This window comes from Candidatus Symbiopectobacterium sp. NZEC151 (genome assembly GCF_025962655.1).
Taxonomy (GTDB): domain Bacteria; phylum Pseudomonadota; class Gammaproteobacteria; order Enterobacterales; family Enterobacteriaceae; genus Symbiopectobacterium.
This window is the reverse complement of record NZ_JAGFPE010000004.1, coordinates 415364-431791: the sequence shown is the minus strand read 5'-3', so window position 1 is coordinate 431791 and position 16428 is coordinate 415364. Positions and strand designations below refer to the sequence as shown.

Below are 16428 nucleotides of genomic sequence, written 5' to 3'. Positions count from 1 at the left end.
TTACTTCTTATTCTCAAGACCACACGATAAAGCTATATAAGTAATTGAGATAATACAATATTAAAGTGCCTTACTGCATATTACTCCCAGTGGGGTAGTTTCTAGCATCGTGTTAACGCCAGCATTTCTGATGTCCGCATACCACTGATAGCCCCGACTTGCGCCTACAACATCGACCCAATAGAGCGTTTCAGAAAACCCCGCGCCAGTATGTTTATTCATATCTCCCCATTCAGACACCAGGGACCCAATGCGACGGGAACTAGCATTCCCATTAATAGCAATCGAATGTGGTTGCTTAAATCCCGGCTGTTGGTCGCAGTATGTGTTGGCACTTGTCCAGTCTAACTTTGTTGAGCCGTTATTAGTAAACCACCTGTTCACTGTAAACGAGTAATTCAACGTCTCTCCCAGCCCATTTGTCGGGGTGGCGGTGATAGTCACAGGTCCAGAAGGTGGATTGTTCAGTGTTACCTGACCATTATTTACCGTTATCGCGCCAGGTTGATTTGAGTTCCATGTATAAGCACTCGCGTTCCCACTGACGTTTAACGTAAATGTTGCTGCACGAAATCCGGTAGTAGGAAATCCATCGCCAATTTTAAAGGTGTAGTCATTCGTTGTGACCCCCGTAAATTCCTCCGGAGTAAACGTGGATGTCTGTGCGGCTGTAGTGTGCGTGCCCACCGTCGCCGTTACCTGATTATCTCCGGCAACCCTGCTCGTTAGCGTGGCTTGCGCCACGCCTTGCGCATTTGTCTGGGCTGTGGGTGTCGTTAACGATGCGCTACCGCTCGTTACCGCAAAGGTCACCGTGATATCAGGAACCACATCTCCCAGCCCGTCTTTCACCACAACATGCAATGCATTAGTGTCAGAGCCGTTGGCAAGCGCACCGCTGGCTACCGTAAAATCCGCATCAGCTATCGTTGCCGTGCTGTTATCCGCGATAAAAACAGGTCTCAAATAAACGTAAGGGCCATAAGTACCATTGATATACGTTCTCAAATCTATTGATTTAGAACCCGCAACATTACTTTTGAAACGATGGGTAGAGATGCCATCAGTATCAGTCCGCGTTGAACCTAAATGTTGGACATTGCCGCCCCAACTTGCTGATATCGTGACACCCTCAACCGCATTGCCATTTGCATCGACAACGTGAGAACGCAGCTCAACATAGTCGACATCATCAGCAATAGCATTGTCTTTTTCCACCCAGGCGCGTTCAATCACGGCCGTGTTAATGTCACCGTTAAACCTTGAGTTCTTCTCTTGCGTACTGCTGCCATTCACCGAGGCTTTCACCAGGTTGTCGCCTGACACCAGGCTGGTCAGTGCGGTCTGCGCCACGCCACTCTCATCCGTCTGGACCTCAGGGATCGTTAACGTCGCGCTACCGCTCGTTACCGCAAAGGTCACCGTGATACCCGAAACCAGATTGCCGTTTCCGTCTTTCACCACAGCTTTCAGCGCATTGCTCTGCTCGGTGTTTGCTGCCGCACCGCTCCCTACCGTAAAATCCGCATCAGCTATCTTCGCCGTGTTGTGATCGGCGATGAAAAGCGTGTTTACCGTCTGGTTTTTGCCGTTTACCGTGGCGGTCACCACACTGGTGCCTGCCTTGGTGTTAGTCAGCGTCGCCTTAGCGATACCGTCCGCACCGGTGGTACCGATCACCGTGGTGACTTGCGCGCCATTGCTGGCCGTAAAGTCTACCGACTGCCCCGCCACCGCGTTACCGCGCGCATCCGTCACCAGTGCCTGCACCGCGTTGCTCTCTGTGCCGTCAGCCACCGCATCGTTGGTGGTCGCCGTCAGGTTGGCTTCGGTGATCTCTGCCGTGCCCTCATCCGCCACAAAGGTGACATTTACCGTCTGGTCCTTGCCGTTTACCGTCGCCGTCACCACGCTGGTGCCTGCCCTGGTGTTGGTCAGCGTCGCCTTAGCGATACCGTCCGCACCGGTGGTGCCGATCACCGTGGTGACTTGCGCGCCATTGCTGGCCGTAAAGTTCACCGTCTGACCCGCCACCGCGTTACCGCGCGCATCCGTTACCAGTGCCTGCACCGCGTTGCTTGCCGTGCCATCAGCCACTACACCGTTAGTTGTCGCCGTCAGGTTGGCTTCGGTGATCTCTGCCGTGCCCTCATCCGCCACAAAGGTGACATTTACCGTCTGGTCCTTGCCGTTTACCGTCGCCGTCACCACGCTGGTGCCTGCCTTGGTGTTAGTCAGCGTCGCCTTAGCGATACCGTCCGCACCGGTGGTACCGATCACCGTGGTGACTTGCGCGCCGTTGCTGGCCGTAAAGTTCACCGTCTGACCCGCAACCGCGTTACCGCGCGCATCCGTCACCAGTGCCTGCACCGCGTTGCTCTCTGTGCCGTCAGCCACCGCATCGTTGGTGGTCGCCGTCAGGTTGGCTTCGGTGATTTCTGCCGTGCCCTCATCTGCCACAAAGGTGACATTTACCGTCTGGTCCTTGCCGTTTACCGTCGCCGTCACCACGCTGGTGCCTGCCTTGGTGTTGGTCAGCGTCGCCTTCGCGATACCGTCCGCACCGGTGGTACCGATCACCGTGGTGACTTGCGCGCCATTGCTGGCCGTAAAATCCACCGCCTGACCCGCCACCGCGTTACCGCTGGCATCAGTAACTACCGCCTGCACCGCGTTGCTCTCCGTACCGTTCGCCAACGCATTGTTGGTGGTCGCCGTCAGGTTGGCCTCGGTGATCTCTGCCGTGCCCTCATCCGCCACAAAGGTGACATTTACCGTCTGACGCTTGCCGTTTACCGTCGCCGTCACCACGCTGGTGCCTGCCTTGGTGTTGGTCAGCGTCGCCTTAGCGATACCGTCCGCCCCGGTGGTACCGATCACCGTGGTGACTTCTGCGCCGTTGTTGGCCGTGAAGTCCACCGACTGACCCGCCACCGCGTTGCCGCTGGCATCAGTAACTACCGCCTGCACCGCGTTGCTCTCTGTGCCGTTCGCCAGCGCGTTATTTGTCGTTGTTGTTAAATTGGCTTCAGTAATGTCTGCTGTACTTGGCTCTACAGAAATTTGCAGCGTTGAGCGAGGAGAAGCATTTCCCTGACTGTCGTAGGCTACCGCTGTTACCGTATAGACATTGCTGTTGCTATTGCGTGCTGATTGATAAGGAGGCAATGTCATTACCACAGACTGCGGCGAAACCTGCGAAAACTCACCGCCAGCCGCTACGAGTGCGCTACTGTCCCACTCAATACGATCAAGGCTATGCTGGCTGTCAACCTGCGCATTCACTGTGACCGCAGTCCCTGCTTCACCGTTAATCTGAGCAGGAAGGGTCAGGCGAATAACATCCTGTTTTTGGTATTCCAGCACGATATTGTTATTGCGTTCGACCAGATCGTAACGGCTACCCGCCAAGGTACGGCTCGACGCTACCGCAGAAGGATCGATATGCGACTGCCAGGATGATCCGAGGCGATAATTGAACTGGAGATTAAGGCTACTGTCAGATTGTCCGCCTTTGCCCGCGCGGTGTTCAGCCCCCACGGTAAATAACGGAATAGGGGTATAATTAAGTCCTGTCGTCAGGGCATACGGATCTTTCTGTCGGTTATTCTTACCGAATAACGCAACATCATTGCCACGATAGTGTTCATACATGAGTTTACCCCCCAACTGCGGGTAGGCCGGTAAATAGGCTTCTGCACGCACGTCATAACCGTTGGCGGGGCGCTCATAATAATCAATAAAGTCACGTGACTGATGCCAATCAGTCAGACCATAATAGCTGTTCACGGACAATTTTAGGTAGTCAGCCCAAGCCTCTGCACCCACACCCACCCGGCGATTTTTTCCGGTAATATCATTATCAAAAAAGGTATTAACACCGTACATCCAATTATCTTGAAAAGTACGGTAACCGATACCCGCATTTAAGGTATTACGGCTATCTTTATTCCGCGCCCCTAGCTGAGTAAACAACATATTTTTATTGTTATCTTTTAACGGCACCAGAACGTCTACCGCGCTGCCATCAAGTTTGAAATCATCATTGACGTTTAGCTGTACGCGGGCAGTGCCGTACTGGCTCAGCCACTGCTGTGCAGAATTGTTGATTTCGCTATTGGCTGCGGAGCGCGCCATCTGCTCTGCTGATTTGGCGGAATTTTTGCTGGACAACATCGTCGCCCCTGCTGCCGCCTGGCTTGCGAGCCGATTTTCTGTCTCAGCAGGCGGTTGATTGTCTACAGAGAAAGGCGATCGCTTACGCGGCACTTCAACTTCATCGCCCGTTATCAGGGATGAAAAGGGTTTAGAAAACGTTCTGTACTGGTTGATTTTTTGTAGTTCTTCAACCGAAACTCCATATCTTTTTGCAATAGCATCAACCGTTTCCCCGGGACCTAACACATACGGTTCAGTATCTGAAAAAGTATGCGCTGGAGTAGCGATAGCCGCAGCCATCGCTGGAGAAAAAGAAATACTCAGTGGAAATAGCAATTGGAAAAAGATATTTACCCACACCATTACGGTGACTTTGCGAGAAACTCTTTGCTCAAACTTTCTTTTCTTGTAAACAAAATAGTTGTATGACATATGTTAAACTCAGAATTAATAAAAAAACCAAATAATTAAGAAGCGAGAAAGGTAGCCTTTGAGTTTTAACAAAACAAGAAATAAGTTCAATGAAATATTATTTTTAGGAATTTGACTTCATTGCAGCTGCGATATATTTACAATTAATTTCAATTCATTAAGAACCTTACTTTTGAGCGTTATTTAAAAGCAATTTAAATACATATAAACTGATTTATTTAACATCAAATCCATCAGCACGTTTTTTAAAACAACCTATATATCAGGCAACAAAATATTGACATTAATTTCACTATTATCCACGCGCTGCTGCAATTAATGTCTGTCCCAACGAAAGACCGCCAACCCCTGCCGGCAAATTCCTCGGTTGCAATACGGTAAAATCAGCCAGCTCCTGACGCAGTAATATGCTGAGCAGTCGGTTATACCGAACCCCGCCAGAAAGCACGATGGTATGGGTATTCTCCTCACGCGCCGCATGTCGGGCTAACGCAGTGCGCCAGCGCCACGTGAAAGGCATGGGCGCGCCGCACGGGCGCAGCCTGATAGGCCAGCTATTCGTGCCAAATGTCTCCAGAAACAGCATCAACGGTTCCCCCTGGAGCTAAAATATACGGTTCAGTATCTGAAAGGATATGTGCAGAATCAGCGATTGCGGCAACGATTACCGGTATCACACACACTCGCGCCTGGCGACAGCAACGTATCGTTGCCATCGATCAGGCGCTGTTAGCAGACGCAGTGCTCCATTGTAGATATGCAGTCATAGGTGTCCGGATAAGACCAAAATCACAACATTAGCAACACGTCAGCCATTATGGGTATATCGCACGAATTAATTACATAGTATGAATTGACTAAAACGATCTTGCCTGCTGGAATGTTGCCCTGATTGCGCATAGAACGCACCATATCCAGAAGTATAGGAATCGCTCTTAATCCAATAGGCATTTTCTAATCCGCCAGGGGTGGACGAATCAGTAAAACCAGACCCAGGATAACGCGATTGATTTAATGCTCCCCACTCTGAAAATAACGTCCCAACGCCACGCTGATTCATACCCAACGTTACTTTAGACCGATCTGACATGGTCAGCCCTTGGTTTGCACACCAAGATGAAGCACCATTTCTATCAGCTGTCGAGTTACCATTATTAATAAACCAGGTATTCACTGAGAAGGTGTAGGTCAGCGCCGGCCCGCCAGCCTTTGGTGTTGCCTTAATAGTGACCGGCGTTGAATTACCTTTCGCAGTGATACTGATATTTCCATTGGAATCTACCGTGGTCCATGCATTGCCACCGTTGTCCCAAAGATAATCGCTTGCAGCACCTGTCACCTTTAATGAGAATCTTGCACCTTTGAAGCCCGTTTTTGGAAAGCCATCGGTGATAGTAAACGTCGCGTTAGTGGCAGACACATTAATGAACTTGCCCACAAACGTAGAGGTCTGCACCGATGTAGTTGCATCATTCACCGTTGCCGTGACCTGATTGTCGCCAGCAACCAGACTGGTCAGCCCGCTGGTTGCCACGCCGTTTGCATCCGTCTGCACCGCCGCGTTCGTCACTGTCGCGCTACCGCTGGTTACCGCAAAGGTTACGGTGGCATTCGCAACCGGTTTGCCTTGTCCATTTTTCACTATCGCACGCAGTGCATTGCTGTTGATGCCATCAGCGAGCGCACCGCTGGCCACCGTAAAGTCGCCGTCAGCGATGGTATTCCCGAGCACAAAGACAGAGCTTTTTTCCGACGTAGTATGGTTTCTCACCGTCGCAGTTACCTGATGGCTGCCGACAACCAAACTCGTTAACCCACTGGTCACCAAACCGCCTACCCCTGAAGATACCGTTTCTTTTGTCACTGTCGCGTTACCACCGGTCACCGTAAAGGTAACCGGGATATTGATTGCCGGATTACCCAGGTTGTCTCTCACAATCGCTCTCAACTCATTGGTATCGATGCCGTTGGCTAAGGCACCGCTAGCCACGGTAAAATCGGCATCCGCAATCGTCACTATTTTGGTAAAAGTCGAATTCTTGTACGGCGTGGTATACGTGCCCACCGACGCCCTCACCGAATGGTTTCCTGCCACCAGACTGGTCAGCCCACTGTTTGCCACACCGTCTTTATCGGTCTGAACCTGAGCATTTGTTACTGTCACCGAGCCAGACGTTGTCGTAAAGGTTACGGTAGCGTTTTCCATTGGATTGCCCAGGCTATCTGTCACTATTGCACGCAGCGCATTAATTTCAATACCGTCGGCTAACGCCCCACTGGCCACCGTAAAATCGGCAGTAGCGATCGTCGCTTGGCTGTCGTCTTCAACAAACGTGATATTCACCGTTTGGCGCTTACCGTTCACCGTCGCGGTGACCACACTGCTGCCCGCCGTGGTGCTGGTCAGCGTCGCCGTGGCAATACCGTCCGCACCGGTGGTGCCAATCACTGTGGTGATGGCCGCACCATTGCTGGCAGAGAAGTTGACCGCTTGCCCCGCAACCGGGTTGCCGCTGGCGTTCGTCACTATCGCCTGCACCGCGTTGCTCGCCGTGCCGTTGGCGATGGCGTTATCGGCGGTCACCGTCAGGTTGGCGACCGTGATTTCTACCATAGTGGATGCAACGACAAGCCGCGTAGTCTCACGAGCAGACGCATTGCCCTGGCTGTCGTAAGCCACTGCACTTATCGTATGCACATTACTGTTGCTACTGCGTGCCTCTTGATAAGGTGGGAAGGTGATCGACACGACCTGTGGGGATATCTGGGTGAAGCTACCACCTGCCGCCAACAACGCGCCGTTATCCCACTCAACCCGATCGAGTGCATGCCGACTGTTAATCTGCGCATTCACGGTAACCGTAGTCCCTGCGTCTCCGCTGATCTGTTCTGGCAACGTCAGACGGATCAGGTTTTGCTGTTGATATTCCAGCACGATATTATTGTTGCGCTCGACCAGATCGTAACGACTGCCCGCCAGGGTACGGCTCGATGCCACCGCAGAAGGATCGATATGCGACTGCCAGGATGATCCGAGGCGATAATTGAACTGGAGATTCAGGCTACTGTCTGATTGCCCGCCTTTGCCAGCGCGATGCTCTGCACCTACAGTAAATAACGGAATCGGAGTATAATTAAGTCCCGCTGTTATGGCATACGGATCTTTCTGGCGATTATTCTTACCGAACAACGCAACATCATCGCCACGATAGTGTTCATACATCAGTTTACCCCCTAACTGCGGGTAGGCCGGTAAATAGGCTTCGGCACGCACGTCATAACCGTTGGCGGGGCGCTCATAATAATCAACAGCGTCACGCGATTGATGCCAACCGGTCAGGCCAAAATAACTGTTCACCGACAATTTCAGGTAGTCAGCCCAAGCCTCTGCGCCCACGCCGACCCGGCGATTCTTACCGGTAATATCATTATCAAAAAAGGTATTAACGCCGTACATCCAATTATCTTGAAAAGTACGGTAGCCGATACCGGTATTTACAGTATTACGGCTGTCTTTATTTCGTGCCCCTAGCTGAGTAAATAACATATTTTTATTGTTATCTTTCAACGGCACCAGTACGTCGACTGCACTGCCATCAAGCTTGAAATCATCATTGACGTTAAGCTGTACGCGAGCAGTACCGTACTGGCTCAACCACTGCTGTGCAGAGCTGTTGACTTCACTATTGGCCGCAGAGCGCGCCATCTGCTCTGCCGATTTAGCGGCATTTTTGCTGGATAGCATCGTCGCCCCTGCCATTGCCTGGTTTTCGAATCGGTTTTCTGTCTGAACTGGCGGTTGATTGTCTATGGAGAAAGGGGATTGCTTACGCGGCACTTCAACTTCATCGCCCGTCGTCAGGGCTGAAAAGGGTTTGGAAAATGTTCTGTACTGGTTGATTTTTTTAAGTTGTTCAACAGAAACTCCGTGCATTTTCGCAACAGTGTCAATGTTTTCTCCGGGGCCTAAAAGATAAGGCTCCGTTGAGGAAAAAGCAGGTGAGGAATCGGCTATAGCCGCCGCTATTGCCGGAGAGAACGATAGACTTAAGGGAAAAAACAATTGAAATAAGATATTAACCCATGCAACCGCAGTAACTTTTTTTGAAAAGAAACGTACTGTTGCCTTTTCCTGAGAAAAAACATTTCTTGCCATCTACAAAACCTACAATAAATTAATAGACGAAAATAATAATCGTCATAAAAATATCGATTAACCATTGCGGTGACAATCATATATTATTGATCAGGATTATTTTTAGGAATTTGATTTCATAACAAGAGAGATATATTTACAGTTATTTTAAATTCATTAAACTCATTACAATCAGCGTTAATTAAAAGTAATTTAAATACAGTTAAAACCTTAAAGTTACTATTTAAAAACAACAAAACTAAATAATATTCTTATTATCCACGCGCCGCAGCAATCAACGCCTGCCCCAATGAAAGACCGCCATCGCCCGCAGGCAAACGTCTCGGCTGTAATACAGTAAAATCAGTGAGTTCCTGACGCAGTAATGTGCTGAGCAGTCGGTTATGCAGAACCCCGCCGGAAAGCACGATAGTATGCGTATTCTCCTCACGCGCAACCTGCCGGGCTAACGCAGCCAGGCCTTGCGCCAGCGCCACGTGAAAAGCGTGCGCGCGCCGCGCGGGCGCAGCCTGATAGGCCAGCCATTCATGCCAGAATGTCTCCAGATCTAACAGATTGCCGACAAGCGGCATCGATACCGGGTGAGACTGGACATCGCTTTGCCATGCCAGCGTTTCCAACTGGCAAGCGGCTTCACCTTCCCAGCTTTGTTCACGCACGCCAAATCCCGTTGCCGCCGCAACCGCATCGAACAGGCGTCCGGCCGACGAACTGTACGGCGATTGCACGCCGCGCTCAATCGCCTTGATCAACAAAGGCAGCGCATGCTGAGGAAAATTCGCCGCCTGCGGTTGCCCTCGCCAGTCAGGCACAAAGCGCAACCACTGCGCCAATAGGTTACGCCACGGCTGGCGAGCGGCTAAATCCGCACCCGGCAACGCGACCGCAGGCAGCCCGCCCCGATGAAAGCAGGAACGGTAATCGGCCAGCAGACATTCCCCCCCCCACCATTGGCCTTTTTCGCCATAGCCGATACCATCCAACGTCAAGCCAACAACCGGTCCGGCATTGCGCGGCCAGCCATGCTCCGCCAGACAGGCGGCAATGTGGGCATGATGATGCAACACTTCATGGCAGGCAATACCGGCAATGTCGGCACGCTGATGTCCGAGGCGGTGGCTGATATAGCCAGGATGGGCATCCACGGCAATCGCCGTGGGTGTGAAGCGATAGATATCCTCAAACAGTGCTATCGCATTTTGATACTGCTGCTCGACATCGCTGTCGGTGAGATCGCCCAGATGCTGACTGACAATGGCATACCCATCGCGCAGCAGGCAGAAGGTGTTTTTCAAATCCGCCCCCATCGCCAGCAGTGCGGGCTGGTGTTCAAAACCGGGCGGCAGCGTAAACGCATCGGGAACATAGCCGCGAGCACGACGCAGCATTTCCGCAGCGCCATCATGACAGCGCACCAGCGAGTCGTCGGCGCGTTGCACGATATCGCGATTATGCAATAGCCAAAGATCGGCCAAGCCATTGAGATCGTCCAGCGCCTGCGCGTTGGTCAACGCGGGCGGTTTACCGCTAGCATTACCGGAGGTCATCACCAGCGGGCGACCCGACAAAGCCAGCAGTAGATGCTGGAGCGGGTTGGCAGGCAGCATCAGCCCGACTTCACTCAATCCGGGCGCAATGGCATCACACAGCGCGCCGCCACGTTGCAACGGCAGCAACACGATGGGTGCAGCAGCGCTTTTCATCAGGTTGATGGCAGGCGTTTCATCCGTCAGTTGCGCACAGCGCGATAGCCAGTGCTCATCCGGCAACATCACCGCCAACGGTTTGCCGGGTCGATGCTTGCGCAGGCGCAATTGCTCTACCGCATGTTGTTGCGTGGCATCGCACGCCAGATGAAAACCACCCAGCCCTTTGACTGCAACGATCTGCCCCGCTTGCAGCGCCCTCGCCGCCAGTTCCAGTGCCGCATCGCCCTGCGCCAGCGCATTGCCATTGGCATCGCACACCCACGCGTGTGGCCCACAATCCGGGCACGCCGTCGGTTGGGCATGAAAGCGTCTGTCTGCAGGGTTTTGATATTCTGCGGCACAAGGCGAGCACAGCGGAAACGTCGCCATCGCCGTATTGGGCCTGTCGTAAGGCATATGGCGAATAATGGTAAAACGCGGCCCGCAGTGGGTGCAGTTAATAAAGGGATAGTGATAGCGCCGATTGCCGGGCGTCATCAGCTCTTGCAGACAGGAGGGACAGGTTGCCGCATCAGGCACCACTTGCGTATCCATCGCACCCGCGCCGCTGTGCGCAATGCTAAAGTCAGCGGGTTGCTGCTCCCATTCATAAGGGTGTGATTCAATGCTGTCGATATGAGCGAGGGGTGGGCATTCGCGAGTAAGGTCGTCAAGGAACGAGGCAACCTGCGGAGACATCACCAGATGAATCAACACCCCTGCGCTGTCATTGCTGACATTGCCACACAGTTGGTGTCGATGCGCCAGTTGCCACACGTAAGGGCGAAACCCCACCCCCTGCACTTTGCCTTTAACGCGGATGCGAATACCGTTGCTCATAGTTGGAGCTAAACTCCAGAGGAATATTGTGTTTTTCTTCATCAGCGAAAAAAATCACGCCCAGGTGGGTGAAACCGCCGGGTAGGCGGCTCCGCACACTTCAGCGGGATGCTTTACGCGAAGCAAACCTAAAACGTTAGCAGATGCGCGGCATGGGTTCATTATGCGGCAGATCCAGCAGCCGTGAAGCGCCGAATATTCCGCGCAGGCGTACCTGCTTTTGCGCCGTCGCTTCGCCAATGGTGACAGCCTCTTTGCCCAGTGGATGTGCATGCAGCGCGTCAAGCACCGCTTGTTCCGCCTGCGGAGCCACCGCTAACACCAGCTTACCTTCGTTGGCAAAATTCAGCGCTTCCAAGCCCAGAATTTCACAGATACCGCGCACCGCTGATTTCAGCGGCAGCGCCGCCTCGTCAATCACCATACCGCAACCGCTGGCTTGCGAATATTCATGCAGGATGGCCGTCACACCGCCGCGCGTAGCATCACGCAGCGCACGCACCCCGTCGATCGCACGCAAAGGTGCAATCATCGGTGTCAGGGCAGCACAGTCGCTGCTCAGTTCCGCTTCCAAGCCCAATTTTTCGCGCAGATTAAGGATGGTCGCACCGTGATCGCCCAAGGTTCCAGTGACGATGAGTTTATCACCGGCACGGATCTGCGATGCGCCCCAGTTGATCTCAGTAGGGATGACGCCGATACCCGCCGTATTGATAAACAGTTTATCAGCAGCGCCGCGCGGCACCACCTTGGTATCCCCGGTTACAATCTGCACGCCGGCCTGCTGCGCGGTATGCGCCATGGACGTCACAATGCGTACCAGATCGTCGCCGGAAAACCCTTCTTCAATGATAAAGCCGCAAGAAAGATAAAGCGGCTGCGCACCGCTGACCGCCAGATCGTTGACCGTGCCACACACGGCCAGCTTGCCAATATCGCCTCCGGGGAAAAAAATCGGATCGATGACATAGCTGTCGGTAGTAAACGCCAGACGATCGCCCTGCTGCGTCAGCGGGGCCAGCGGCATACGCGCTTGATCTTCCCGTTGCCCAAGCAGTGGGTTATCAAACGCGGTTAAAAACAACGAGGCAATCAGTTGTTGCATGGCCTGACCGCCACTGCCGTGCGCCAGCGTTATCTCTTTGGGCGGTTTGCAAATATTCACTTAAGCGTCACTCCCGACGGGACTCTCTTCCCGGCGATATTGATAATAGGCGGCACAGGCCCCTTCTGACGAGACCATCAGCGCACCAATGGCGTTTTCTGGCGAGCAACGCGAGGCAAACAGCGGGCAATCCGCCGGTTTGCAGCGACCGGTCAGCACATCACCGCAGCGTGACAGTGGTTCATCGGCCACCCGCTGCTGACGGGGTTGAAAGCGACGTTCAGCATCATAGTCATGATAGGCGGCGCGCAATTGCATGCCGGAATCGGCAATCTCACCCAGCCCGCGCCATTCACTGCTGGCCTTGATCTCAAACACCTCATCCATCGCTTTTTGCGCCAGTCCGTTACCGCTGTCCGGCACAATGCGACGATACTGATTTTCTACCTGGCAGCGCGCTTCACGCAATTGCGTCACCAGCATCAGCAACGCTTGCAATATATCCAGTGGTTCAAAACCAGTGATGACAAACGGCTTATGAAACTCATCGCACAACGGTTGATAAGGCGAAGCGCCAATCACCATGCTGACGTGGCCCGGAGCCAGAAAGCCGTCGATACGGATATCCGGTTGTTCCAGCAAGCTGCGCAAGGTGGGGATAATGGTAATGTGCTGACAGAAAAGCGAAAAATTATGAATGCCGCGCCGTTTGGCCTGCTGTAATGTCAGCGCAGTGCTGGGCATGGTGGTTTCGAATCCCAGCCCGAAAAACACCACCTGACGCTCCGGGTATTTCTCCGCCAGCGCCAGCGCATCCAGCGGCGAGTAGACAATGCGCACATCCGCACCGTGACGGCGCGCATCCAGCAAGGAGCCTTTGCGTCCCGGCACGCGCATCGCATCACCGAAGGTGCAGAAGATCACTTCCGGGTGCGAGGCGATTTCGATGCAGGCATCAATACGTCCCATCGGCAGCACGCACACTGGGCAACCGGGGCCATGCACAAACTCAATCTCCGGCGGCAATAGCCGATCCAGCCCAAACTTGAAAATGGCGTGGGTGTGCCCGCCGCACACTTCCATCAGTTGCAGCGGATGTTCACGCCAGTGCGGCATCGCTGCCACCTGCTTTTCAATTTCCCGCAGCAGCGTTTTGGCTAATTCAGGATCGCGAAATTCATCAACGTACTGCATAACCGTCCCCGTGCTGGCGCATTTCGTCCAGCTCCAGCCCAACCGCCTGCATGGATTGCAATGCGTCCAGCGTGTCCTGCGCTTCCTGCTCATCCAGCAGGCTCATGGCAAACCCGACGTGCACCAAAACCCACTGGCCGATCAGTTCCGCCGGTTCACCTTCGCACACCAGCGCGATATTCACCGCGCGCTGCACGCCGCACACATCCACCAGCGCCGGTTGGTGAATATCTTCACCGACCGACACCACTTTACCCGGAATGCCTAAGCACATTGTTGTGCCTCCAGCCAGGCGAACCATTCATCCATCCCCTCGCCGCTGCGGGCCGAGAGTGCAATCACTTGAATATCTGGGTTCACCCGACGCGCATACGCAATGCAGGCGTCAAGATCGAAATCCAGATAGGGCAGCAGATCGATCTTGTTAATGATCATTAACGCGGCGGCAGAAAACATATGCGGATATTTTAGCGGTTTATCTTCGCCTTCCGTCACCGAGAGCACCGCCACTTTATGGCGCTCACCGAGATCGAACCCGGCCGGGCATACCAGGTTGCCGACGTTTTCGATAAACAGAATGCTGTTATCCGTCAGTTGCAGACGATGCGCGGCATCATGCACCATTTGCGCATCCAGATGACAGCCTTTCCCGGTGTTAACCTGAATGGCACTCACCCCAGTTGCGCGAATACGTTCAGCATCGTTGGTGGTCTGTTGATCTCCTTCGATAACGGCGCAAGGCACATGACTGCTGATACGATCAAGCGTCTGTGTCAACAGGGTAGTTTTACCGGAGCCGGGGCTGGAAACCAGATTGAGCGCCAGAATGTTTTGTGCAGAAAAATGCTCGCGATTATGCTCAGCCAGCGCATTGTTTTTGCTCAGCACATCCATTTCAATCTGCAACAGACGCTGTTGTGGCATGCCCGGTGCGTGCGTTCCCGCCTCGCCCCGCCCGTAGTGCAGATCCGAACCGTTCACTTGCGGCAGGAAAACAACCGGTTGATGCGCGTCATGGTGATGATCGTGATGGTGGTCGTCATGTGCATGAGCGTGTCCCTGTTCTACGCTGCGCTTTGACACCACCTTACTTTCGCCGTGATAGTGGTGGTGAACATCACCGTTATGGTGGTAATGGTGGTGATGAATCACCACATAGCGCGGCGAGCCCGCCTCTTCCGACATGGCGTCATCAGCGTGATGATGCGGGTGATGATGAGCATGGGCGTGTTGGTGCGTATGCGCATGATCGTGTCCGTGGTGATGCCCATGATGATGCGCGTGGGAATGGTCATGGTCATGATGTTCATGAGCATGCTCATCACCTTCAATTCTGCGTTCCCCTTCGCCGCAGCCACATGTGGTACACATAGGAACTGACTCCTTACGGTGTTAAACCGCGTTACTCTACTGCTAGCTGTTTCAATTGCAGGCTATCGCCTTCATCAATTCGCAGGTTATAGCTGCCACACTGCGGGCAACCCGCACCGTGGCGCGAAATGTCAACTACCGCACTGCACTCCCAGCACCAGGCCCGGGCCGCGCGCACGGCAACGTGTAACTCGCATCCCTCCGCCAGCGTTTGTCGGCAAACGGATTCAAAGCAAAAGCGTAATGCGCTCTCCTCAATGCAGGACAGCGCACCAATTTCCAGCCATACGCCCGTGACTTTATGCGCGCCGTGTTGACGCGCCTGTTGCTCAATCAACTCTAGCGTGCTGTAGCAGAGGGATATTTCATGCATGCTACGCGTTCCCACGCAGGAACAGCGCACGACGGCTGAGATTACGCGGCGCATTGGCATCCACCACCGGGAGCGACAGCGCCATGCGCGCGCTCTGTTCTGCCAGCGTTAACGCCTGCTGTGCCGACATATGGGGATCGATGGGCGACATCAGTGAACAGGAAAGATACTGATGGTTTTGACCGCTCGCGTCGGCAATTTCGCTCGCGATAAACGTGACATTGCCGCACGGCAATTGCAGCGCCAGACGCTCACCGGCCGTGCGCCGTGACCACACCTGATCCGGTCCCGGCAACACCAGCAAACTCAGCGTCCAGGGCGTTAACAAGCAACCGACCCACTGCTGTTCAAACAGGGTGAAACCGCACGTTTTTACCGGAATGGCGTCACGATAGAACGGCAAGGTTTGCATATCGGTGTGAGCGACGCGGGTAAATGCCGCTTCCAGCCAGACAGCGGGAGAGTCCGCGAAGCCCAACGTATCCTCACTCACTGCGCGATCGGCCACAGCGGAAGGATCGTCAATGCGCTCACTCATACACAATGCTCCACCGACAGACAGGTGGTAGGATACGCCGCCTGCTCCTGTGGCGTTTTTCTGCGCACCGTGATGCCGCTGGCATTCAACGCCGCCAGGATCTGCGCCAGAGCAGGTTCGATAGCACGCTGCACGCAGTCGCTGAGCCCAATCGTCGACTCCAATGACTGCGGCTCTACGCCAACCAGCATTAACCGACGAGGAAACTCGTCCGTCAGCTGTAGCGCCATCAGCACGTCCGCCAACCCTAACTGGTGCGGGGAAATTTTACGGGTAAACAGCGCAGGCACTTCATTGTCACGCAGCACGGTGACGGTGCCCGGCGCGCTGCCAGTCAGCACCGCATCAGCAACGATCATATGTTCGCGCTGGGCCATGGTTTCAAGCAACTCCATGCCCGATGTGCCGCCATCGACGATATCAATCTCCGGCGAGAACGCGTATTGCCGTTCCAGCGATTCGATAATGCGCACGCCAACTGCTTCATCGCTCAGCAGCAGGTTGCCAATCCCTAACACCAATGTTTTCATGATGAACCCTTTTACGACATCCTTCTCGTCATTCCCGCCACAG

General features: G+C 53.7%; 11 protein-coding genes. All 11 read right to left on the bottom strand.

Annotation, left to right across the window (positions count from 1 at the left end):
• Window positions 1-60 precede the first annotated feature (60 nt).
• Window positions 61-4521 (bottom strand): YrIlm family inverse autotransporter adhesin, encoded by a 4461-nt coding sequence (gene yrIlm, locus J5067_RS15240; protein ID WP_319802396.1) that lies wholly within the window; start codon window positions 4519-4521, stop codon window positions 61-63.
• Window positions 4522-4885: 364 nt separating this feature from the next.
• Entirely contained in the window at window positions 4886-5110 is a 225-nt protein-coding gene (locus J5067_RS15235) for a hypothetical protein (RefSeq protein WP_264627793.1), read from the bottom strand.
• A 315-nt stretch (window positions 5111-5425) separates the two neighbouring features.
• On the bottom strand, window positions 5426-8746 hold the full coding sequence (gene yrIlm / locus J5067_RS15230; RefSeq protein WP_264651470.1) for a YrIlm family inverse autotransporter adhesin: 3321 nt from the start codon (window positions 8744-8746) through the stop codon (window positions 5426-5428).
• A gap of 254 nt (window positions 8747-9000) precedes the next feature.
• The gene (hypF, locus tag J5067_RS15225; RefSeq protein ID WP_264651469.1) at window positions 9001-11274 is read right to left on the bottom strand and encodes a carbamoyltransferase HypF; all 2274 of its coding nucleotides are present in this window, start codon (window positions 11272-11274) and stop codon (window positions 9001-9003) included.
• 136 nt (window positions 11275-11410) lie between these two features.
• A complete protein-coding gene (gene hypE, locus J5067_RS15220) occupies window positions 11411-12439 on the bottom strand; it encodes a hydrogenase expression/formation protein HypE (RefSeq protein WP_319802395.1) in 1029 nt (342 codons plus the stop codon).
• Complete coding sequence (gene hypD / locus J5067_RS15215; RefSeq protein ID WP_264651468.1) at window positions 12440-13573, bottom strand: hydrogenase formation protein HypD; 1134 nt, start codon at window positions 13571-13573, stop codon at window positions 12440-12442.
• Entirely contained in the window at window positions 13560-13847 is a 288-nt protein-coding gene (gene hybG, locus J5067_RS15210; protein ID WP_252317407.1) for a hydrogenase maturation factor HybG, read from the bottom strand. The genes hypD and hybG overlap by 14 nt, the downstream gene beginning before the upstream one ends.
• Window positions 13838-14944 carry a hydrogenase nickel incorporation protein HypB gene (gene hypB, locus J5067_RS15205; protein WP_264643338.1) on the bottom strand — a complete coding sequence of 369 codons (1107 nt, stop codon included), beginning with the start codon at window positions 14942-14944 and terminating at the stop codon, window positions 13838-13840. The genes hybG and hypB overlap by 10 nt, the downstream gene beginning before the upstream one ends.
• Window positions 14945-14975: 31 nt before the next feature.
• The gene (hypA, locus tag J5067_RS15200) at window positions 14976-15317 is read right to left on the bottom strand and encodes a hydrogenase maturation nickel metallochaperone HypA (RefSeq protein WP_222157537.1); all 342 of its coding nucleotides are present in this window, start codon (window positions 15315-15317) and stop codon (window positions 14976-14978) included.
• 1 nt (window position 15318) lies between these two features.
• Complete coding sequence (gene hybE / locus J5067_RS15195) at window positions 15319-15855, bottom strand: hydrogenase-2 assembly chaperone (RefSeq protein ID WP_264651467.1); 537 nt, start codon at window positions 15853-15855, stop codon at window positions 15319-15321.
• The gene (locus J5067_RS15190) at window positions 15852-16385 is read right to left on the bottom strand and encodes a HyaD/HybD family hydrogenase maturation endopeptidase (RefSeq protein ID WP_264643340.1); all 534 of its coding nucleotides are present in this window, start codon (window positions 16383-16385) and stop codon (window positions 15852-15854) included. The genes hybE and J5067_RS15190 overlap by 4 nt, the downstream gene beginning before the upstream one ends.
• Window positions 16386-16428 lie beyond the last annotated feature (43 nt).

Excerpts from the sequence above, each read along its gene's own strand:
- hybE (WP_264651467.1), bottom strand. The coding sequence starts at position 15,855 with ATGAGTGAGCGCATTGACGATCCTTCCGCTGTGGCCGATCGCGCAGTG.
- hypF (WP_264651469.1), bottom strand. The coding sequence starts at position 11,274 with ATGAGCAACGGTATTCGCATCCGCGTTAAAGGCAAAGTGCAGGGGGTG.
- yrIlm (WP_319802396.1), bottom strand. The coding sequence starts at position 4,521 with ATGGTGTGGGTAAATATCTTTTTCCAATTGCTATTTCCACTGAGTATT.
- hypA (WP_222157537.1), bottom strand. The coding sequence starts at position 15,317 with ATGCATGAAATATCCCTCTGCTACAGCACGCTAGAGTTGATTGAGCAA.
- J5067_RS15190 (WP_264643340.1), bottom strand. The coding sequence starts at position 16,385 with ATGAAAACATTGGTGTTAGGGATTGGCAACCTGCTGCTGAGCGATGAA.
- hybG (WP_252317407.1), bottom strand. The coding sequence starts at position 13,847 with ATGTGCTTAGGCATTCCGGGTAAAGTGGTGTCGGTCGGTGAAGATATT.
- hypD (WP_264651468.1), bottom strand. The coding sequence starts at position 13,573 with ATGCAGTACGTTGATGAATTTCGCGATCCTGAATTAGCCAAAACGCTG.
- J5067_RS15235 (WP_264627793.1), bottom strand. The coding sequence starts at position 5,110 with ATGCCTTTCACGTGGCGCTGGCGCACTGCGTTAGCCCGACATGCGGCG.
- hypB (WP_264643338.1), bottom strand. The coding sequence starts at position 14,944 with ATGTGTACCACATGTGGCTGCGGCGAAGGGGAACGCAGAATTGAAGGT.
- yrIlm (WP_264651470.1), bottom strand. The coding sequence starts at position 8,746 with ATGGCAAGAAATGTTTTTTCTCAGGAAAAGGCAACAGTACGTTTCTTT.